The organism is Sorangium sp. So ce834 (genome assembly GCF_051521425.1).
GTDB lineage: Bacteria > Myxococcota_A > Polyangia > Polyangiales > Polyangiaceae > Sorangium > Sorangium cellulosum_D.
The window spans coordinates 10801218-10820504 of record NZ_CP150351.1 but is presented as its reverse complement, the minus strand read 5'-3'; the positions used below and the strand labels follow the sequence as shown (position 1 = coordinate 10820504).

14 protein-coding genes are annotated in these 19287 nt (G+C 73.0%); 7 read left to right on the top strand and 7 right to left on the bottom strand.

Going from position 1 to position 19287, the window contains the following annotated elements:
* Window positions 1-82: 82 nt before the first annotated feature.
* A complete protein-coding gene (locus WMF20_RS39780) occupies window positions 83-1354 on the bottom strand; it encodes a hypothetical protein (protein ID WP_437606958.1) in 1272 nt (423 codons plus the stop codon).
* Window positions 1351-5643 (bottom strand): VIT domain-containing protein, encoded by a 4293-nt coding sequence (locus WMF20_RS39775; protein WP_437606957.1) that lies wholly within the window; start codon window positions 5641-5643, stop codon window positions 1351-1353. The genes WMF20_RS39780 and WMF20_RS39775 overlap by 4 nt, the downstream gene beginning before the upstream one ends.
* Before the next feature lie 601 nt (window positions 5644-6244).
* On the opposite strand from WMF20_RS39775, the gene WMF20_RS39770 reads away from it, so the two are divergent.
* Both WMF20_RS39770 and WMF20_RS39765 read left to right on the top strand, forming a co-directional pair.
* Window positions 6245-6952, top strand: a complete 708-nt coding sequence (locus WMF20_RS39770; protein WP_437606956.1) for a thermonuclease family protein — start codon at window positions 6245-6247, stop codon at window positions 6950-6952.
* 603 nt (window positions 6953-7555) lie between these two features.
* Window positions 7556-8896 carry a cytochrome B6 gene (locus tag WMF20_RS39765; RefSeq protein WP_437617213.1) on the top strand — a complete coding sequence of 447 codons (1341 nt, stop codon included), beginning with the start codon at window positions 7556-7558 and terminating at the stop codon, window positions 8894-8896.
* Here the strand turns inward: WMF20_RS39765 and WMF20_RS39760 are convergent.
* The 3 genes from WMF20_RS39760 to WMF20_RS39750 form a co-directional block, all read right to left on the bottom strand.
* A complete protein-coding gene (locus WMF20_RS39760; protein ID WP_437606955.1) occupies window positions 8893-9291 on the bottom strand; it encodes a hypothetical protein in 399 nt (132 codons plus the stop codon). The two genes, WMF20_RS39765 and WMF20_RS39760, sit on opposite strands and share 4 nt — an antisense overlap.
* Entirely contained in the window at window positions 9288-10439 is a 1152-nt protein-coding gene (locus tag WMF20_RS39755) for a zinc-dependent alcohol dehydrogenase (RefSeq protein WP_437606954.1), read from the bottom strand. Before WMF20_RS39755 ends, WMF20_RS39760 begins: the two co-directional genes overlap by 4 nt.
* Window positions 10440-11062: 623 nt before the next feature.
* Window positions 11063-11407 (bottom strand): hypothetical protein, encoded by a 345-nt coding sequence (locus WMF20_RS39750; RefSeq protein ID WP_437606953.1) that lies wholly within the window; start codon window positions 11405-11407, stop codon window positions 11063-11065.
* Between the two features lie 549 nt (window positions 11408-11956).
* Here WMF20_RS39750 and WMF20_RS39745 point away from each other — a divergent pair.
* Together WMF20_RS39745 and WMF20_RS39740 are read left to right on the top strand one after the other, a co-directional pair.
* Entirely contained in the window at window positions 11957-12313 is a 357-nt protein-coding gene (locus tag WMF20_RS39745) for a hypothetical protein (protein ID WP_437617266.1), read from the top strand.
* Window positions 12314-12753: 440 nt separating this feature from the next.
* Window positions 12754-13233: a YbhB/YbcL family Raf kinase inhibitor-like protein gene (locus tag WMF20_RS39740; RefSeq protein ID WP_437606952.1), complete on the top strand. Its 480-nt coding sequence runs from the start codon at window positions 12754-12756 to the stop codon at window positions 13231-13233.
* A gap of 108 nt (window positions 13234-13341) precedes the next feature.
* On the opposite strand, the gene WMF20_RS39735 is transcribed toward WMF20_RS39740, so the two are convergent.
* Entirely contained in the window at window positions 13342-13710 is a 369-nt protein-coding gene (locus WMF20_RS39735) for an MmcQ/YjbR family DNA-binding protein (protein ID WP_437606951.1), read from the bottom strand.
* Window positions 13711-14134: 424 nt separating this feature from the next.
* Here WMF20_RS39735 and WMF20_RS39730 point away from each other — a divergent pair, with 424 nt between their 5' ends.
* The gene (locus tag WMF20_RS39730) at window positions 14135-14779 is read left to right on the top strand and encodes a hypothetical protein (RefSeq protein WP_437606950.1); all 645 of its coding nucleotides are present in this window, start codon (window positions 14135-14137) and stop codon (window positions 14777-14779) included.
* Between the two features lie 10 nt (window positions 14780-14789).
* Here WMF20_RS39730 and WMF20_RS39725 read toward each other — a convergent pair whose 3' ends face one another.
* Entirely contained in the window at window positions 14790-16337 is a 1548-nt protein-coding gene (locus WMF20_RS39725) for a sigma-54 interaction domain-containing protein (RefSeq protein WP_437606949.1), read from the bottom strand.
* Between the two features lie 177 nt (window positions 16338-16514).
* On the opposite strand from WMF20_RS39725, the gene WMF20_RS39720 reads away from it, so the two are divergent.
* A complete protein-coding gene (locus WMF20_RS39720) occupies window positions 16515-17750 on the top strand; it encodes an RtcB family protein (RefSeq protein ID WP_437606948.1) in 1236 nt (411 codons plus the stop codon).
* Window positions 17747-18406 carry a peptide chain release factor-like protein gene (locus WMF20_RS39715; protein WP_437606947.1) on the top strand — a complete coding sequence of 220 codons (660 nt, stop codon included), beginning with the start codon at window positions 17747-17749 and terminating at the stop codon, window positions 18404-18406. Before WMF20_RS39720 ends, WMF20_RS39715 begins: the two co-directional genes overlap by 4 nt.
* The last annotated feature ends 881 nt before the right edge of the window (window positions 18407-19287 follow it).

Here is a 19287-nt window from a genome sequence, read left to right as displayed (position 1 = left end):
GGAGCCGCTTCGCCGCGAGAGGAGCGCGTTACGTGCAGGCGTCCTCCGTCATTCGATCCAGGAGCGGTCGCCCGTCATTCCGTCACCGGAGCTCGCGCAGCGCCGCGATGAGCTCCGACAGCGACGTCGCGTCGCTCCGATCGAGCGCCAGCGAGCCCTCGGCGAGCGCCTCGGCGAGCGCGCGCGAGCCCCCGGCCTCCGGCGCGGCGGCGGCGACGGCCGACTCGGCCCGCGCGATCTCCGTCACGAGCGCGCCGAGCGCCGCCGGGTCGATCGCCGCGGCCCTCGCCGCCGCGGAGAGCGCGCCCGCGGCGCTCTCGACCTGCTCGACCGACGCGCGCGTCGAGGCGTGGAGCTCCGACAGGCGCAGCCGCTCGAGCAGCGCCCCGTACGCGGACTCCATCGCGGCGAGCTCGCCGAGCGCGACGGACGCCGGGCCCTCCGCCGCGCCCGAGCCGGCCCCGCCGCCCGCCGCGCGCCGCCCCGCGATCGCCGCGACCTCGGCGCGCGCCGCCCGCACCTCGCCCAGGAACGCCTCGATCGACGCCGCCGCCTGCGCGATCGCGCCCGCGCCCAGGGTCGCGAGCGCCTGCATGGCCTCGCGCGGCCGCCGCCGCAGGAGCCGGCGGAGCGGCGCGTTGCAGGCGATCCGCAGCGCCGCGGCCTCCGCGGCGGCGAGCACCCGCCGGCCCATCGACACCCTGGTCGCGGCCTCGTCGCACGCCCGCGCGAGGTCCTCGGCGAGCGCGCTCGCCCCCTCCGCCTGCTCCGCCCGCGGCCCGTCCTCAGCGCCGCGCTCGCCCCCGTCGCCGTCGTCGCCTCGGGCCGCGCCGCGCCTCGCCTCGAGCGCGGCGCGCGCGTCCTCCAGCCCCCCGACCGCGGCGCGCAGCCGCTCCACGGCGGCGTCGGCCGCCGCCGTCTCGGCGGCGAGGTCGTCGCCCTCGATGTAGGCGCGCTGGCTCGCCGCGAGCAGCCGGCGCCGCTCGTCGCCCGCCCGCAGCGCCGCGGCCCTCCGCCGGGCCCGCGCCGCCCCGAGCGCCGCCGCGCCGGCCGCGCCGAACGTCCACGCGCACGCCGCGGTCGCCCCGAGCGCCGCCGCCGCGGCGATCCCCACCGCGGCCGTCGACACGGCCGCGCCCGCGCCGGCGCCCACGCGCAGCCCGATCATCCCGGCCGCCAGCGCGCAGGCCGCCACGCCCGTGCCGATCGCGCGCGCCCCGCGCCGCGGGGGCGCGGCCGCGAGCGCGGTCACGCCGATGTAGGCCACCGACCCGAGCGCCACGACCAGCAGGACGAGCGACAGCGGCGAGGTCAGCGTGACGAGCAGCCAGCCGAGCAGCGAGACGTCGATCATGGCAGCGCGCCGCTCGCCAGCACCACCTCCCGCTCCCGCGCGCCGATCGACCCCGGCGCGCTCGCGACCCGGAACGCCGCCCCGTCCCACACGATCGTCGTCACCACGAAGCGCACGTCCCTGCCCGGCGGATCGCTGCGGAACCGCACGCGCCACTCGAGGCGCGCGAGCTCGGACGCGGGCAGCTGCACCGCCGCGAGCCCGACCGCCGGCGCGAAGAGGCCGTCGCCGAGCGCCGCGTCCACCTGGCCGTCGCGGGCCGCCAGGGCGAGCTCCGCCGCGTAGTCCTCCCAGAGGACGACGCGCAGCGCCCCCGGGCCGCTGAAGAGCTGCAGCTCCTTCAGCTTGCGGGCGAGGCTCTCGGCCTCGGCGCCCGCCGCGGGGGCCGCGGCGCCGTCGCCGGCGAGCAGCCGGCCGATGCGCGCCGCCGACAGGAGCCGCGCCCACGCGCGCGGATCGTCGGCCCCCGGCGTGCCCTCCGCGGCGGCGACCTTGCGCTGGATGCGGAGCGCCTCGTCGATGCGCCCGCTCCCCGCGGCCGCCGCGGCGAGCCGCAGCCAGCCCCGGGGCTCGGCCGGCGCGAGGTCCGTGAGCGTCGTGTACTGGCGGTACGCGGCCGCGTACCAGCCGTGCCGGAGGTGGACGTCGCCGAGCAGCTCGCGCGACGCGGGGCTCGTCGGATCGAACTCGACCACCTCCGAGTAGGTGCGGAGCGCGTCCGACGCGAAGCCGCTCGCGGCGAGCACGTCGCCGAGCTCCAGCGCCAGCGCCGGGCTCATGAAGCCGCGGTCGCGCAGCCTCCGCCCGTAGGCGAGCGCCTCGTCCTTCCGGCCCGCCTCGGCGAGCAGGCGCACCCGCCGGATCTCCCCCTCCGGGTCGTCAGGCCGCTCGGTGAGCGCCTGCCGCAGCAGCGCGAGCCGGTCCTCGACCGCCGGCAGCGCGGCGAGCCGCTCGTCGAGGAGCGCCCAGCTCGCCTTCGGATCGGCGCCCCCGAAGAGCGTGTGCCGCACCGCCGCGGAGATCGCGGGATCCACGCTCCGTCGGAGGAGCGCGTGCGCGATGAACCGCTGCGCCTCGGGCTCGCCGGCGAAGCGCGCGAGCAGCGCCTCGGCGCCGCCCTCGGTCGACACCTTCGCCTGGAGGAGCGACAGCAGCGCGGCCTTCGAGCGCCAGTCCGGCAGCTCGCAGGTCGAGAGCGCGCCCTCGTAGCGCGCGATGAGCTGCTCGGCCGCCGTGGCGCGGGCGAGGCGCTTCGACCAGACGACGATGCGCTCGGCGAGCGGCCGCCGCGCGGTGTCGCTGCACGGCGCCATCGCGACCGGCGGGGGCTTGGGCATCCCGATCGGACGTGGCCTCGGCGCGATCGCCGGCGCCGGCCTGGCCGCGGCGCCCGGCGGCGCGGCGCCCGCGGCCGGGACGACCGGCCCGCCGCCGCCGCGCTGCGGGGCGCTCGACTTGTTCGCGCCGGCCAGGCGGAGCGCCATCGGCTCGCTGGCCGCCTGGGGCCTCGCGGACGTGGGCCGCGCGTGGGCGATGGTCGTGCGGCTCGCCGCGACCTCCTGCGCCAGGGGCTCGGGCGGCAGCGCCGCCTCGTCCGCGGGCGCTGCGGCCGTGGGGGGCGGGGCCGGCAGCGGAGCTGCGGGCGAGGCGAGGTCCGCCCTCGGGGCTTCGTCCCGCCGCGCCGCGGTCTCTGCCATCGCCGGCGCCGGCGCCATCATCGGCGCCTCCGCCGCCTTCTGCGCGTAGCCGCCCTCTTTCCCCGGGCTCTCCTCGTAGCTCGGCTCGCTCCTCGAGCACCCGAAGGCGACCCCCGCGGCGGGCGGCGCGAGCAGCGCCGCGAGCTCGCGCTCCCGCTCGGGCGTGAGCGCCGTCAGCCGCTCGCCCCGGAGCGGCGAGCGCCGCCGCTGGATCCCCTGGTTCAGGTACGCCTGCTCGCTCTCCAGCGCCAGCGTGCTCGTGAACGGCGTGATCAGCCCGTAATCGAGCCCGAGCTCGACCACCTTGCCCCGGTGCGCCTCGATGTCGTCGCCGTCCGCGAGCAGCCGCCTCATCTTCTCGGCCGCCCAGAAGCGCGGCACCAGCGCCGCCCCGACGCCCCGGTCGATCTCGATCGGGTGCTCGCGGGCGTACTCCTTGCCGGCGAGCCGCCCCTTCACGACCGCCTTCGCGGGCAGCGCGTGGTGCGTGCGCGCGAGCAGCACGACCTCCTCGCCGCGCGACACCTTGCCGCTCGCGGTGAGCATCGGCTCGTCGAGCCCGGCGCCGAGGTCGATCGAGAGGTCGGTGATGGTCGGCGTCTTGATCGCGCCGGCGAGGCGCAGCACCTCGGACGTCGAGCCCTCGACCTCGTCGATTCGGAACGCCTGTCCGCCCCCGGCGCGCGCGAGCTCGCGGAGCAGCGCGTGGTTCGCGTTCTCGCCGACGCCGACGGTGAAGAAGCGCGCGCGCGAGTCCGTGAGCGAGCGGCGCAGGCGCTCGGCGAGGCGCGCGCCGGTCACCTCGCCGCTCGTCGCGAGCCCGTCGCCGATGTAGATGACGGCCGGCTGCTCCTTGCCGTGCACGCGCCCGAGCGCCGACTCGAACAGCGCGCCGAGGTCGGTCGCGCCCCCGGTCGCGTGCTCGGCCAGCCGCGTGAGCGCCGCGGAGATCTCCTTGTCCGACGCCTCGGCCAGCCCCTCCTTCGGGTGCAGGACCGCGGGGGCCGAGTCGAGCGCGATCAGCGCGAACCGGTCCGACGGCGACATCGTCCGCAGGATCGCCTCGGCCGCGGCCGCCTTCTGCTGCCGCGCCGTCTCGTCGGCCGACGCCGACGTGTCCACCACGACGACAAGGTCGGCGGGGAGCTCCTTGAGCTCGGCCCAGTCCACGTCGGGCACGTACCGCGCCATCACGTAGTCTGCGCGGTCCTCGCCCGCGGCGAAGCGCGACACGCGCAGCGGCGACGGCTTCGTCTTGACGGCGGCCTCGAGCTGGAAGTCCGCGCGCGGCTCGTAGCCGCTCCGCCGCATGCTCACCCGCCGCCCGCCGTCCTCGATCACCGCGTCGGCGAGGGTCGCGATCTGCATGCCCTGGCCGGCCTGGCCGAGGTCGACCGACAGGGAGAGCTCGCCGATCTGGACCGGCTCGCTCGAGCGCATCGGGTACACGTAGGTGAGCTTCCCGGCCGGCGCGCCCAGCATCTCCACGTAGCGCAGCACCACGCGCCGCGAGCCGCTCGCGGGCACCGGGAAGATGCGGGCGCGGTAGCTGCGCCCGTCGACCCACTCGAGCAGCGCCGGCTCGTGGCCGCTCTGCACGGCGGCCTGGTACCGCTGGGCCGCCTCCTTCCGCTCGATGACCTCCCCCTCGACGAGCACGCCGTTCGTCTCGACCGCGAACGAGCTCACGAACGCCCGTTCGGGCACGGTGAACCAGTACCAGCCCTCGACCTGTCGCCCGCCCGGGTTCGAGAAGGTCTGGTCCACCTCGGTCTCGGCGATGCCGTCGCGCACGACCGCGCGCACGGCCTGCCGGCTGATCTCGAGCGTGCGCGCCTGCGCCCCGGGGGCGCCCTGCAGGTCGACGCCGTAGATCCGGCCGGAGCCGCTGCCCTCGCCCGCGAGGGGCCGGTGGTCGCCCATGCCGCCGGTCCAGTCGTCCCAGTAGGCGAGCGGCGCGACCTTGGGCGCGGCGCCGCCGGCGACGGTGGCCTGTTCGCCGGCGTGCACCTCGACGCGCCCGCCGGGGGCGGTGACCACGGCGAGCCCGCGGGCCACGTACACGCTCACGGCGTCGCCGGCGCGCTTCATCGACAGGCCGGCGTCGGACGCCGTGACCCGGACCTCCCCGAGCGCGTGCGAAAGCTCGCCGCGCCCCTCGGGCGGGGCGTCGAGCCACACCTCGCCCTGGGCGACCGAGAGCCCCTCGGCGCCGAGCGCCACCTCCGAGTCCGCGCGGAGGAACACCGCGGAGCCGTCGGCGAGCCGCACGAGCGCCCGCGCGCCCTTTCCGGTCGCGAGCTCGGCCCCGACCGGGAGGGGGACGCCGGACACCACCGTCGACCTCCGGTCGTCCTGCTCCAGCGTGACCTCTCCCGAGGAGAGCTCGAGCCGGGCCCCGATGGCGCCGGCCCTCACGGGCGCCTTCTCCTGGGTCAGGACGAGCGCGGTCACGCTCGCGGCGAGCACGAGCGCGCCGGCCGCGAGCCGGAAGCGCAGGCCGCGCCTCTTTCGTGCCAGCTCGATGCTTGCCTCTGGCGCGCCATGTTCTGCCGGCGTCGCGGCCGGCTCCCTCTGTTCATGCGACGACATCCGAGACCTCCTCGCCGCGGTGGCCCTCGCCCCCGGAGCCAAGCGCGGGGCCGCATGCAGACGTCCCGTGCCCCGCCGCGATCTACCGAAGCGATCGCGTCGGTCATCGTAACGGGAAACGGCGCAGGAAGCGTAGCCTCCTCCCGGAGCCTGGCGGCGCGCGGAGGGCCCGCGGGCGGAGGCCTGCTGCGGGGACGGGAGGGGAGCGGCCAGGGGCACCTGCAGAAGAACAGAAGAAGAGAGTTTAACGCAAAGGCGCAAAGGCGCAAAGGCGCAAAGGCGCAAAGGCGCAAAGGCGCAAAGGCGCAAAGGCGCAAAGGCGCAAAGGCGCAAGGGAGAGAGAAGAAGAGAGGAATGATAATTTTTTTTTCTTCTTGCGCCTTTGCGCCTTTGCGCCTTTGCGTTGATTCTCTCTCTCTGCTCTCCTCCCGCCGCTCGGTGCTTCAGGTCACCTCCTGCCCCCCGGATCAGGGCTAGCGAGCTCTTTCAGCCGGCCCCGGCCCGGTCCATACCATGATGGAACAGGCCGCCTGGGCCGGGCGAACGTCCGAGCAACGCCGAACGTTGGTTTCTGGGAATCCATCCATCCTAGGAGGGGGCGATGACAGGACTGCTTCCGGGACTCCGGAGGTTCATCGGCTACGTGTCCCTTGTCTCCCGGCGGCGGGGGCTGCGCAGGGCGCCCGATTTGCCGGGCGCGAGCTTCCGCGCAGCGGTGGTCAGGACGGTCGATGGGGACACGCTCCACGTGCGGGACGAGCGGGGCGCGACGTATCCGATCCGCATGCTCTCGATCGACACGCCGGAGACGCACTTCCTCGGCGCCTCCCAGGGCCATTGGGCCGAGGCGGCGGCGGCGCGGCTCGCCGAGCTGCTCCCCGAAGGCGCCGAGGTCGAGATCCAGACGGATGAACAGCCGTTCGACGCGTACGGGCGCGTGCTCGCCTATGTGCTGTCACGAGGTCGGCTCATCAACCGCCTGCTCCTCGAGGAGGGCCTGGCGGTGACGTACACCGTCGCCCCGAACCTGCGCCACGCGCGGGATTTCTCGGAGGCCGCGCGGCGCAGCTTCACCGAGCGACGCGGCATGTTCAGCGATCCCGACCTCCTCCTCCCGTACGAGTTCCGGTGGAGCATGAGAGGTCAGTCGAGCGCGAAGCTCGTCGGCAGCCTGTCCCGAGGCGAGGTGTTCGATCTGTCGGAGCGCGAGCGCGTGCCGTGCTGGGATCGAGTGTTCTTCTTCGACGCCCGGGACGTCCGAGCTCCCTTCGTGCGCATCGCGACCGACGGGCGCGCGCGTGGCGGTTGATCGAGGACGTCCTCCACGTATGAGCTGCCCCTCTGTCCAGATCGTCTCAACGTGAGCGAGCCACCATGCCACGCCCTGTGGCAAAATGTCTCGTCCTGCGGGGCTCCTGCGCGCGACGACCCGCGCACCTGCTGAACCCGGGGCGCGGCGATCTCCGGCGGCTCGACGGAGGGACGGCTGCCGATCCACACGGGGAGGGAGAGGTTTCCCTCACCCGACGCCGCGCTCCGCTCCTGATCGGGATCCACGCGCATGGCGGACACGGCCTTGGCACAGGAGTCGCCTACGGGCGGAATTGCTCATGCGCCTGGCCTGCGAGCCCGGCGAGCCGCCATCTCATGTGAGCCGGACGGGAGCTCGGCGCGTCGCAGAGCGGGGCGCCCGTTCGGTCGTCCCCTGTCGACGTATTCCTTGCGAAGGAGCGCTTCTATGTCTGTGAAGAGAATGGATATCTCGTGCCTTGTCGCGTGCACCGCGGCGCTCTCGCTCGGCCTCGTGAATTGCGGCTCGGCGCCGGGCGCGCGGCCCGAAGACCCGACCGGCCCGCGGGACGCGCCCCCCGCGACGGCCGGAACGGTCGCGCCTGCGGGCCCGCGGGCGCCCATGAACGCGGACCCACCGCCCGGCCCCGAGACGCCGCGCACGAGCTACCTGCCGGTGGAGGACAAGGAGCCGTTCGCGGCCGTGGTCGCCCGCATGAAGGCCGACAAGCCCGCCGTGGCGAAGCGCCATCAGGCCCTGCTCGAAGAGCGGTACGACCTCTCGAACCGCGCCGCGCAGGGGGTCACCATGTCGCGCGGAAAGCCCGTCCAGGCCGGCGTGCGCGTGAAGCTCCCGAAGGGGACGACGTGGGAGGCGCTGGCCGCGCTCTCGCCCGACGCCATCCGGGAGCAGGGGCTCTGGCCGCGGGGCTTCCTGCCGCTGCCGCACGCGAACCACCCGGAAGGCGGCATGGTCTTCCCGAAGTTCCACATCGACGAGCTGAAGCGCCAGACGGGGCGCGACCTCACGCGCTTCGATCTCGATTTCGACCTGCCGGATCACATCGTCTCCGAGTTCCCGGCGCCCATCTATCTCACCACGCGGCCCGACCTCGGCGACGTCTCCAAGGGGCAGCTCGTCACGATCGACAACTTCTACGAGCTCTTCAACGGCATCCTGACGCCGAAGCAGCTCGAGGGGCTCCGGCTCCTCGTCACGCCGTTCCCGCAGATGCAGTTCAACGCGACCGCGGACCGGCGCTCGGAGAAGGCGAGCCTCGGCGTCGCCTGCTTCGATTGCCACGCGAACGGGCACACGAACAACGCATTTCACCTCGTGGGCGACACGAGGCCGCAGGAGTTCCGGCACCGGGTCGACACCCCCACCTTGCGCGGGGTGAACATCCAGCGCCTCTTCGGCTCGCAGCGCGCGCTCAAGACCGTCGAGGACTTCACCGAGTTCGAGCAGCGGGGCGCGTACTTCGACGGCGACATCGTCATCGCCGTCAAGAAGGGGATCAACATCCTGGACCGCGGGCACCAGGTCCACGCGATGGCCGAGTTCCAGGAGATCCTCGACTTCCCCCCTGCGCCGAAGCTCGGCGTGGACGGCCGCCTCGACCCCGCGAAGGCCACGCCGGAGGAGCTCCGCGGCGAGCAGGTCTTCCACGGCAAGGGCCGGTGCGGGACGTGCCATGTGGCGCCGTACTACACCGACAACCTGATGCACAACCTGCGGGCTGAGCGCTTCTTCAAGCCCGAGCTCATCAACGGCCGCATGGCCACCGCCGACGGCCCCATCAAGACGTTCCCGCTGCGCGGCATCAAGGACAGCCCGCCCTATCTGCACGACGGGCGCCTGCTCACGCTGGAGGACACCGTGGAGTTCTTCAACCTCGTGCTCGGCACGAAGCTGACGGCCCAGGAGAAGGCCGATCTCACGGCGTTCCTGCGGGTCCTCTAGCCCGTCCTGAGGGCCCGTCTCCTGCGCTTGAACAGGAGAGGGAGGCTCTCGACGATGTCGACCCGATCCGCGATCATCAGCAGGATCCAGTGCGGAAGCTTGTGATCCGGGACCTCGTAGGCGAGGCGACGCAGGACGCCGCTCGCTCCTCTCGGCGGCAAGGCCGTGCTGAACACCGGCGTGGGCCGGGCGAGCCCCGGGTGCCTGAGCACCCGGCCCTCGATCGGCTGCCGCTCGGGCTCTATCCAGTGCGCCCACGAGAGGAGGTGCGGCGGCGCCTCCCTCGGGACGCCGGGCCTGTCCTCCGGGCACAGATCGACCCCCCAGTACGGCAGCTCCTTCGGCTGCATGAACACGGCTTCCATGGTCGCCTCCTCCTCGGTGACAGCGCTCATTTGGCGTCCGACGGGATGAGCACGCATTTGATGATCCCGTCGGTCCTCGCCGCGAACAGGCGGTACATCTCCGCGGCCGCCTCCAGCGGGACGCGGTGGGTGATGAGCGCCCTCGGGTCGATGTTCCCCTTGCGGACGTGCTGGGCCAAGCGAGGCATGTACCGCTTCACGTCGCACTGCCCGGCCTTGATCGTCAGGCCCTTGTTCATGACCGCGCCCACGTCGACGAGGTTCCACGGCGGCCCGTAGACGCCGACGATGGAGACCCTCCCGCCGCGGCGGACCGACTGGATCGCCCAGTTGAGCGCGACCGGCGAGCCAGCCTCGAGCATGAGCGTCTTGCCCAGCAGGCCGTGCAGCGCGGAGCCGCTCGCCTCGAGGCCGACCGCATCGATGCAGACGTCCGGCCCGCGACCGTCGGTCATGTCCCGGAGGACGGACACGACGTCGGGGACCTTGGTGAAATCGAGCGTCTCTGCCTGGTTGTACCGGCGCGCGAAATCGAGGCGGTAGCCGACCGAATCGACGGCGATGACGCGGCGCGCGCCGAGGAGCCAGGAGCACCGCTGGGCCACGAGGCCGACGGGCCCGCAGCCGAAGACGGCCACCGTGTCCGCGGGGGTGATGTCGCCCATCTCCGCGGCCTGGTACCCCGTGGGGATGATATCCGAGAGGAAGAGCGCGTCCTCGTCCGAGAGGTCGTCGGGGATCTTCATGGGGCCGACGTCGGCGAAGGGGACGCGGACGCGCTCGGCCTGGCCGCCCTGGTAGCCGCCGGTGGTGTGGGAATAACCGAACATCCCGCCGGCGATCGTGGTGAGCGGGTTCGTGTTCTCGCAGGCGGAGGTGCGCTCTCGCTGGCAGAAGAAGCAGGTCCCGCAGGCGATGTTGAACGGCACCACGACGCGGTCGCCGCGCTGGAGGGTCTGCACGGATGGCCCGACCTCCTCCACGACCCCGGTGAACTCATGGCCGAAGATGGTGCCGACGCGCGTGTCGGCGATGTAGCCGTGATAGAGATGCAGATCAGATCCGCAGATCGCGGCGCGGCTCACGCGGAGGACCACGTCGTTCGGATGTTGAATCCGAGGCTCCGGGTTTTCCTCGACGCGGACGCACCTCGGCCCATGGTATGTAACCGCCAGCATTCGCAGTACCTCCCGCCCTGCTCGATGGGCGAAGCAAGGAGCGAACCCGGCGCGCGCGCTCGCGAGTGCGACCGGCGTAGACATCGGCCCTCCGCGGCTCGCCGAGCGGCGCCGAGGGAGAGCGGCTGTCCATCGTTTGCGGGAGCGCCCGCGCGCGGGCAGTTCTCCGTGGTCGCCATGCGAGGCATGGTCCCTTGCGACTCTCGCCGAGGTCGACGATGCTGGGCGCGTGGCGGCGTCGGCCGACGGCCCGGCCCCATGTCCGACCACGCTCGCCGCTCCACGCCGCTCGGTCAATCGTCTCACGCCGCTTCGCTCCAGAAGAAGCCGGACAGGGCCGCCTCGGCCGTCGCTGCGCGTCCGTGGACCGCCCCGGACGCCGGGGCGCCCTGAAGCCGGCCGACAGGATCTTGCCCGCGACGATCTCGAAGCAGAGCGCGCCGACCTGCTCGGTCGCCATGAGCTCGAGGACGCGGGGGAGAAACCAGCGGAAATCGCGCGGCTCGCCCCACGTGGTCATGGCCTTGAACGCAAAACGCCCGATGGCCTGTCGGATAAAAGCGAGGTGATGCCCCAGCCCTAGGACATGACCCCGGGATCCATCGAAGCCAGGGCAGGGCGGGTCAATCCCCGATCGCCATCCACGCGATGTTGGTCGTGTAGTTCGTCGCGGTAAAGTTCAGCGTCGTGGCCACGACCATCGCATCCTTGTTCGTCACGCTGTCGGTCTTGCAGAAGATCCAGTTGCCCGGGTTGTTCCACTCCGAGCAGAAGACGAGGGGCGGCGACGAGAAGGGGACTTTGAATTCCACGCTGGTGCGGGAATAAGCCGAGTTGGCGAACGCGGCCACGAACGACCCGGTGTCGACGCGTTGCCTGGTGGTGAAGTCGACCGTGTTGTTGGGCGAGGCGTCTGTGGCGAGGGCTGCTGCGAGCGCAAGGGTGGTGATATTCAGCAAAGAGCTCATGGTCCTGTTCTCCTCTCCTCGATTCCATCGAATCCAAGAGGTGGGCGCTCTCCGCGCGAGAGCACGCTCCAGACACCTTGGATCCGTTCACGGATCCTCTTGGGAAGTCGGGGGCCGATGTCGACTCCTGGCCACCATCGGGTGCCCGTTCTGCCCTAGCCGTGGCGAAGGCTTCGACCTCGCACCCCAAGGTCTCGGGGTGAGCAGCCGGTAGCGAGCCTTGCGACGGACGTGGTGACGCGGCCGGCGATGCGTAGGCGCGCGAGCGCGTTGGCCGTGGGGAATGCAGCCACGAAGACTATGTCTTCCCGGGCGCCGAGGGTGTTGTTTGTTCCGAAGGCGACAGCGGTCTCTCCGAGTCGGGCGAGGAGAGAGCGCACCCGGCGGGGTGTACGACCACGGCACGCAGCAAGAGGACGATCCAGGCACCTGGGAGGCCCAGGTTCCTCCTCGGCAATAAACGGAGCAACGGAGACCCGGTGATCCTCGACGTGCCGGCCCTGATGCGCGCCTATCGACGCATGCGAAAGGATGCGGCGGTGGGGGTGGATGGGGTCACGAAGGAGCAGTACGGACACGACCTGGAGAGGAATCTCCGCGACCTGCACGAACGGCTGGTGTCGAAGCGGTATCGGCACCAACACCATCCGACGTGTCCACATTCCCAAGGACAAGGGGAGCACGGGCCCGAAGAAGCTGCGCGCCCGGCTGGAGAGCATGGGCATCAATGGTCTGCCAGCGACGAGCACCATCGGCGAGCCGCTCAAGAAGCACCAGGGCAGCCGAGCTCGGCGTCCTGCCCTGAGGAGCGCCCGGCGGAGGCGTTCCGCGCGGGTCGGCCTCCGCGGCGGGCGCGACGCCGCCTCGCTCGGCTGGCCCGGCGCGGGCAGCACCTGGCGCTCGTAGAAGCGCAGGACCCTCGGCTGGTCCGGCCCGAACAACAGGCCGTGCCTGCGCTTCGATTGTCCCGAGCGCCCCTTGCCATGCTGCTGCGCGGCGCCAGATCGAGCGCGACTCCGAGAGGTAGCGTCCGCACCGAGGCCACGATGCGGGGGCGCGAAGGTCTGGCCGAACACGGAAATCAACCAATGCCCCTCGAGCGTTATCGACGCACCCGCATGGTGTTCCTCTCCACGACGAGGTTCGCGCGCTGCTTGAGCGCGCGGCGGCGGAGATCACGCCGGAGCCTGAGGTAGGCTCTGAAGCCTAGGAGATCTCACGTGTCCATTTCGTCCGCTCGGGTTCGGCAGGAACAAATCTGGGCACGCGTCCTCTCGCGCCTGCTTCGCACGTTGATCGCGCTGCTCTGGCCGCTCTGCTCCTGTAGCCCCGCTGGAGGTGCTCTCATGACGCTCTCGCTACGATCTCCCGACTTCCACGATGGCGGCGAGATCCCGATCAAGTACACCTGCGAGGGCGACGACGTGCCGCCCGCGCTCGCATGGTCGGGTGTCCCCGCCGGAACGAGGAGCCTCGCGCTCATCGTCGACGACCCCGACGCGCCCGATCCGCACGCGCCCAAGGTGACGTGGGTCCACTGGGTGCTCTACAACATCCCGCCAGACGCCGGCGGTCTGCCCGAGGCCGCGCGCAAGATCGAGCTACCGGCGGGCACGCGCGAGGGGCGGAACGACTGGAAGCGCACCGGCTATGGTGGCCCGTGTCCGCCGATCGGCCGGCACCGCTACTTCTTCAAACTGTATGGGCTCGACACGGTGCTGCCCCAGCGCGATGGGCTCGCGAAGGCGGAGCTCGAGAGGGCGATGGACGGCCACATCCTCGCACGCGCCGAGCTTGTGGGGACGTACCAGAAGAGGGGCACGTAGAAGACCGATTCGTGATCTTGACCCTTCTTTGACGGTCGAGGAGCGATCGAGCAGCACGAACTACCGCGCGGCCTCCGTCCGCCGGGCTCCCCACCGAACGGGCGCCCCTCAGGGGCGCTGCCGTCTCGGCTTCGCGGGCGCGCGCTGGTCGAGCTGCTTCACCAGGGTCTTCGGCGCCTTGAGGCGCCACGCGCGCTCGAGCCGCATGCGGCACTCGGGCGCGCGCAGCGCGGAGAGCCGCGCCAGGACCGCCGGATAGCCGCGGTAGTGGTCGGTAATGAAGTAGATGTCCGGCTGCGTCTCGATCAGGAATTCCTGCTCGTCCACGCTCTCGAGCGGGAAGACGACGGACTGGCCGTCCTCCTTGAGGCGCACGAACGCCTTGCCGCGGACCTTGAGCGCGGGCGTGCGGTACCAGACGTCCTCCACCGCCTCGGGCAGCGCGAGGCCGAGCTTGCAGAGCTGCTCCCAGTTCATGGCTCGTCGAGGTCGCTCACGTCGGGCTGCCCGCCTTCCCGCCGCGGCGGGTGGCACGCCACCACCTGCCGCCGCGGCTCCAGAAGGGAACACGAGCGGCCATCGACAGTCCAGATCGATGGGCGGCCCCGGCGTGCTCGCGGCGCGCCCCCGCGGCGTGCGCCGTGCCAGGGGCCGCGCGAAGCGCTGCCGGGACCGCGCCCTCTCGACGCGCCCAGGCGCGCCCCACGTATCGCAGATTCGCACATCGATTGGCCAATTCGCGCTATGGAATGTGCGAATGTGACCTGGCACCCTCGCGCGGGGGGGCCCAAGCTGCGCCGCGCGAGGTGCTTGGATGCACGGGGGACTGCGGCTTTCTTGGCGGGGTGCGCTGATGTTGAGCGCTGCGCTGCTCGGGGGCTCCGACGGCGCCGGCAGCGGTATGGACAGTCGCTCAGGCGCGCTCGGCGGCCAGAGCGGCGGCGTGCTCGGGCCGTGCACGGCGCGCTCGGAGATCGTCGGCGTGGAGGACGCCTCCCGGCTCGGCTTCTCGGCGAACGACGTGGTCTCCGCCATCTCCGGCGCGCGCTCCGCCACGCTCACGTGGGCGAAGGGCGGCAGCACGACAGTGACGGTCTCTGCCGGCGCGCCGCTCGCCGCGCGCTTCGTCCGCTTCACGAGGTCAGCGGTCGTGGCCACCGCGGGGGGCGCTGGGCCGCCCGACGACCCGGTAGACCTCAGGGCGACGGGCTGCCCCGGCGGCGATCCGCTCCTGGAGATCGACGTCCCGCTGCGCTTCTCGACGGAGGACGGCGCCTTCGCCGACTCGTTCCCGGTCACGCTCAGGGCCGTGCGTCGCGACGCTGTCGCGTACATCCACGTGATCCATCCGTCTCACATCCAGGGTTCCTACCGGATCAGCGGGATCGACCCCGCGGAGGTCGATGACGTGCGGCTCGTCCTCTTCGGCACGATCCGCAGCAGGATGATCACCGGAAAGCTGCAAGGGTTGGCCCCAGGCAACCCGAACGGGACCGGAGAGGGCCCGGACACGCACAGGCGAAGGCTCGACGTCGCGGAGTTCTGATCGCGGCGGATCAGGCCGCCTCGTCCCCGCGGAGGCCGTATGCCGCCATCTTGCGCTTGAGCGTGTTCCTGTCGATGGCGAGCGCGCGCGCCGCGCGCGAGATGTTGCCCTGATGCACCCTGAGCGCGCGCCCGATCGCCGCGCGCTCGGCCGACGCCACCGCCTCCGCGAGCGGCGTGACCTCCTCGCCCCCGGCCTCCCCCGCCGGCCCCCGCGCGACCCCGCTCGCGCCGCCCGCCGGCCCCGCGGCCGCCGCGGTGATCTCCGGCGCGAGGTCGCCGACGTCGACCGTGTGATCGCAGAACACCCCCCATCGGTGCACCTCGGCGCGCAGCTCGCGCACGTTGCCGGGCCAGGCGTGCTGGTACAGGCACCGGAGCGCCTCGCGCGTCACCTTGAGCCCGCGCCCCTTGCGCCGGGCCCGCACCTCGTCGAGGAACGCGTCGACGAGCATCTCGATATCCCCTCCGCGGGCGCGGAGCGGCGGAACGTCGATGATCGCGCCGCGGAGCCGGTAATAGAGATCCTCGCGGAACGTCCCTTGTTCGACCATCTTCGCCAGGTCGCGGTGCGTGGCCGCCACGACGCGCACGTCGATCTCGATCCGGGCCTCGCCGCCCACCCGGCGCAGCGTCCCGTCCTGGAGCACGCGCAGCAGCGAGGCCTGCACCCGCGGCGACAGCTCGCCGATCTCGTCGAGGAACAGCGTGCCGCCGTGCGCCTGCTCGAACACGCCGCGCCGCCGCCCCGCGGCCCCGGTGAAGGCGCCCGCCTCGTGGCCGAACAGCTCGCTCGCGAGCACCCCCTCGGCGAAGACGCCGCAGTTCTCCGCGACGAACGGGCCCCGGCCGCGCGGGCTATGCTCGTGGATCGCCCTGGCCGCGAGCTCCTTGCCGGTCCCCGTCTCGCCGAGGATCAGCGCCGGCACGTCGGTCGCGGCGACCCGGGCGATCCGGGCGCGGAGGGCGCGCATCGGCTCGCTCTCGCCGACGAGCACGGCGTCGCGCGTGCGCGCCTCGGCCCGTAGGCGCACGACCTCCTCGCGCAGCGCGCGGATCTCGGGGAAGCCCTCGATGTCCAGCCGGACCTCGCGCACCGGCCGCGGGTGCGGGTGCGGCACGAACGCCGCCGGGATCACCTGGAGCATGCGCGCGGGCAGGATCCCCGCCTGGACCAGGATGACCCAGAGCGTCTGCGCCTGCGGCGTGCCCGCCGAGAGCAGGACGTCCGTCGCCCACGCCGCCTGCGGAAAGGCGCGCTTGAGCTGCGCCGAGAGCTTGCCGAGCGCGCGGAAGAGCTTGGCGTGGTCCGACGGATCGTCGACGTCGACCACGCGGAGCTCGACCCGCGCGGCGCGCGCCCGCGCCCGCTCGACGAGCGCCCGCGACGGCGCCTCGCCGGCCGGGATGGTGAGGATCACGATCGCCTCGTAGCGGCTCTCCTCCTGGTCGAGGAGCCGCAGCACCGGCCCGCGATCGCCCTCCGCCCGGCGGCCGTGGTGCGCCGGCGCCGGCCCGAGCGTGCCCGCGTCCGACCAGGTGAGGAGGAGGCGATTCACCGGTGCACCGTACACCAGAAATGATGCGCCGTGCACCATGTTGTCTGGTGCATCGTGCACCATGTTGAAGCGTTCTGCGGGCGTCCCGGCGGGTCGCGCGCTGGCACGGGAGCCGCAAGGATCCGCCGCGTTCCCCCGCGCGGCCCGCCACGGGCTCGCGTTCGCCACGGAGATCTCATGAAAGCGCCCGCCGACAGCGTCGTTCTTCCCGCCCACGCCCGCCTGGTCGCCCGCGACGACGTCTGGCTCGAGGGCAACGCCGTCCAGCAGCTCGCGCGCGTCGCCGCGCTGCCCGGCTGCGTCCGCGCCGTGGGCATGCCGGACCTGCACGCGGGGCGGGGCATCCCGATCGGCGCGGCGTTCGCCTTCGCGGACCGCGTCGTCCCGCAGCTCATCGGCGGGGACGCCGGGTGCGGCGTGCGGCTCGTCGCGACGTCGATCGGCCGCGTGTCGGCGGACGTCCTCGAGCGGCGCGCCCGGCAGGCGATGGAGGACGATCCGCTGGCCGGCTGCGACCCCGCGGCCGTGTTCGAGCAGGTCTGGCGGCGCGGGGCGCGCGGCCTCGCCGAGGTCGACGGCGTGCCCGAGGCGCTCGCGCAGCTCGCGGCGGCGGAGCCCGAGGACGGCCTGCGCCCGAGCGGCGACGCCTCGCCGTACCGCGCGGGGTACGAGGGGGCGCTCGGCTCGGTCGGCGGCGGGAACCACTTCCTCGAGATCGCCCGCGTCGGCGCGCCGCGGGACGCTGCGGCGGCGGCGGCGCTCGGCCTCTCCGCCGGGGATCTCGTCGTCCTGGCCCACTCCGGCTCGCGCGGGCTCGGCGGCGCCCTCGGGCAGCGCTGGGGCGACGCGGTGCTCGAGGGCGACGCCGCCGAGCCGTACCTCGGCGAGCTCGCCGGCGCGTGCCGCTTCGCGCGGGCGAACCGGTTCCTGCTCGCCTACCGGATGCTGCGCGCGCTCGGCGCCGCGCGGGCGTCGAAGATCGCGGGCGGGCTCGACCTCACCCACAACGACGTCGCGCGGGAGACCGTGGGCGGCGCGCCGGCGTGGGTGCACCGGAAGGGGGCCGCGCCGGCGCGGGGCAGCGACTTCACCGTGGTGCTCGGGTCGCGCGGCGCGCCGTCGTGGGTGATGCGCGCGAGCGACGCGGAGGCCGGGCTGCGCTCGGTCGCGCATGGGGCGGGCCGCAAGATGGGGCGCAGCGAGGCGCGCGAGAAGATCGCGGCCAGGTACCGGCGGCGCGAGCTCGCCCGCACCGAGCTCGGCGGCCGCGTGGTGTGCGACGATCCGGCGCTGCTGCTCGAGGAGCACCCGGACGCGTACAAGCCGATCGCGCCGGTGATCGAGAGCCTCGTGGAGGCCGGCCTGGCGACGGCGGTCGCGCCGCTCGTCCCGGTGATCACGGTGAAGCGATGAGCCGGTCGTGGGTGCAGATCAGCGCGGGGCGGGGGCCGGTCGAGGTGCGGCGGTTCGTGGCGCGGCTGGCCGAGCGGATGGAGGCGCTCTGCCGGGAGCGCGGGCTGGCGGTGGTCGACGTGACGGTGCACGGCGACGAGGGCGCGCCGGCGTCGGTCGAGATCCTGGTGGAGGGCGACGCGCGGCGCTGCCTCGAGGGCGAGGTCGGGACGCACGCGCTGATCGAGAAGAGCGCGGACCGGGGGCGGGCGGCGCGCAAGCGGTGGTTCGCGGGGGTGGCGATCCACCCCGCCGGGGCGGACGCGGGCGCCGGGGCGGGGGCGGGGGCGGGCGTGGATCTGCGGGAGATCGAGATCTCGGCCTGCCTGGCCGGAGGGCCGGGGGGGCAGCACGTGAACAGGACGCGGTCGGCGGTGCGGGTCCACCACCGGCCGAGCGGGATCACGGTGCGCGTCGCCGACGAGCGCTCGCAGCGCGCGAACGTGCGCCGCGGGGTGGAGCGCATCGCGGAGCGGCTCGCGGAGCGCGCCGCGCGGCGCGCCGCAGAGGGGGAGGCCGCGCGCTGGAGCGAGCACGACCGGATCGTCCGGGGGGAGCCGGTGAGGACGTACCGGGTGGGGCGGAAGAGGGAGCTCGAGGTGGCGGGGGCGCGGTGAGGGGAGGCGCCCGCCCTCCTCGCCGGACTGCCCAGGCCGGCGTGCGACATGCGGGCGCGCTGGCACCTCAGGTCCACCGTGGTCCGCAGCGCCTTAGTACCGCGGGGCAGAAATCCCGCCAGGGACCGCTGGCGCGCGGTGGCGCGCGAAACCGGGGTCTCCGAGGTCCGTCCCCGATCCCCGCGAGGACCCGAGGCCCCGCCGATCCCGGCGTCTCTTTTTCAGGATGGCGGGATCGCATAGGAGAATGTTCTGTCAATCGACGACGCGCACGAAGATGGCGATGCGGTTGAAGTCCATCGTCGCCTCCTGCGGACGTATCGTTCGCGAGCGCCGTCCTAGTCCATCGGCGAGCAACGATGCATCTTCCTCCTCGCGACGCGCACCCCTGGGTGAGGAAGCGCGACGCGGACGAGTCGCCATGGCGCGATCGTGGGAGACTCCCCTGTCACGCTCGAAAGAGAGGGCCGTCTGGCCCGATGAAGCTACCGGCCTTTGTCCACCCGCAGGTGCTCGTTCAGCGAGGAGTGCATCGAGGTGGATGGGCTCCAGGGGAACGGCGGCCGTGAGCTCGTCGCCGGGCCATTTCGGTTGACGCCGCCGTTGTGAACGCTCACAATTGCTCTCCAACGACCTCTTCGCTTTGTCCAGGACAGGCCGTCGTGCGCGCAGGGCGCTCGTCCTCGGGCCCGATCCCGGCACGGCTCCGCTCGCTTGGTCATCGCGGACAAGGGTGCATGATTCACTGCGCCGCGCAACAAGGGTGGGCACTCCGTGGTCCGACATCGTCGCACGAAAGCCCGTGAGCTCCCGAGACGATCGGGATCAGGTTCAGCCATGAGAAGGCAAAGCCGGCCGAACCAGCTGTGGACCAGGATGTG

Coding starts and splice junctions, on each gene's coding strand:
- WMF20_RS39720 (WP_437606948.1), top strand. CDS start 16,515: ATGAAAGCGCCCGCCGACAGCGTCGTTCTTCCCGCCCACGCCCGCCTG.
- WMF20_RS39770 (WP_437606956.1), top strand. CDS start 6,245: ATGACAGGACTGCTTCCGGGACTCCGGAGGTTCATCGGCTACGTGTCC.
- WMF20_RS39765 (WP_437617213.1), top strand. CDS start 7,556: ATGAACGCGGACCCACCGCCCGGCCCCGAGACGCCGCGCACGAGCTAC.
- WMF20_RS39750 (WP_437606953.1), bottom strand. CDS start 11,407: ATGAGCTCTTTGCTGAATATCACCACCCTTGCGCTCGCAGCAGCCCTC.
- WMF20_RS39715 (WP_437606947.1), top strand. CDS start 17,747: ATGAGCCGGTCGTGGGTGCAGATCAGCGCGGGGCGGGGGCCGGTCGAG.
- WMF20_RS39740 (WP_437606952.1), top strand. CDS start 12,754: ATGACGCTCTCGCTACGATCTCCCGACTTCCACGATGGCGGCGAGATC.
- WMF20_RS39735 (WP_437606951.1), bottom strand. CDS start 13,710: ATGAACTGGGAGCAGCTCTGCAAGCTCGGCCTCGCGCTGCCCGAGGCG.
- WMF20_RS39775 (WP_437606957.1), bottom strand. CDS start 5,643: ATGTCGTCGCATGAACAGAGGGAGCCGGCCGCGACGCCGGCAGAACAT.
- WMF20_RS39730 (WP_437606950.1), top strand. CDS start 14,135: ATGGACAGTCGCTCAGGCGCGCTCGGCGGCCAGAGCGGCGGCGTGCTC.
- WMF20_RS39755 (WP_437606954.1), bottom strand. CDS start 10,439: ATGCTGGCGGTTACATACCATGGGCCGAGGTGCGTCCGCGTCGAGGAA.
- WMF20_RS39760 (WP_437606955.1), bottom strand. CDS start 9,291: ATGAGCGCTGTCACCGAGGAGGAGGCGACCATGGAAGCCGTGTTCATG.
- WMF20_RS39780 (WP_437606958.1), bottom strand. CDS start 1,354: ATGATCGACGTCTCGCTGCTCGGCTGGCTGCTCGTCACGCTGACCTCG.
- WMF20_RS39745 (WP_437617266.1), top strand. CDS start 11,957: ATGGGGTCACGAAGGAGCAGTACGGACACGACCTGGAGAGGAATCTCC.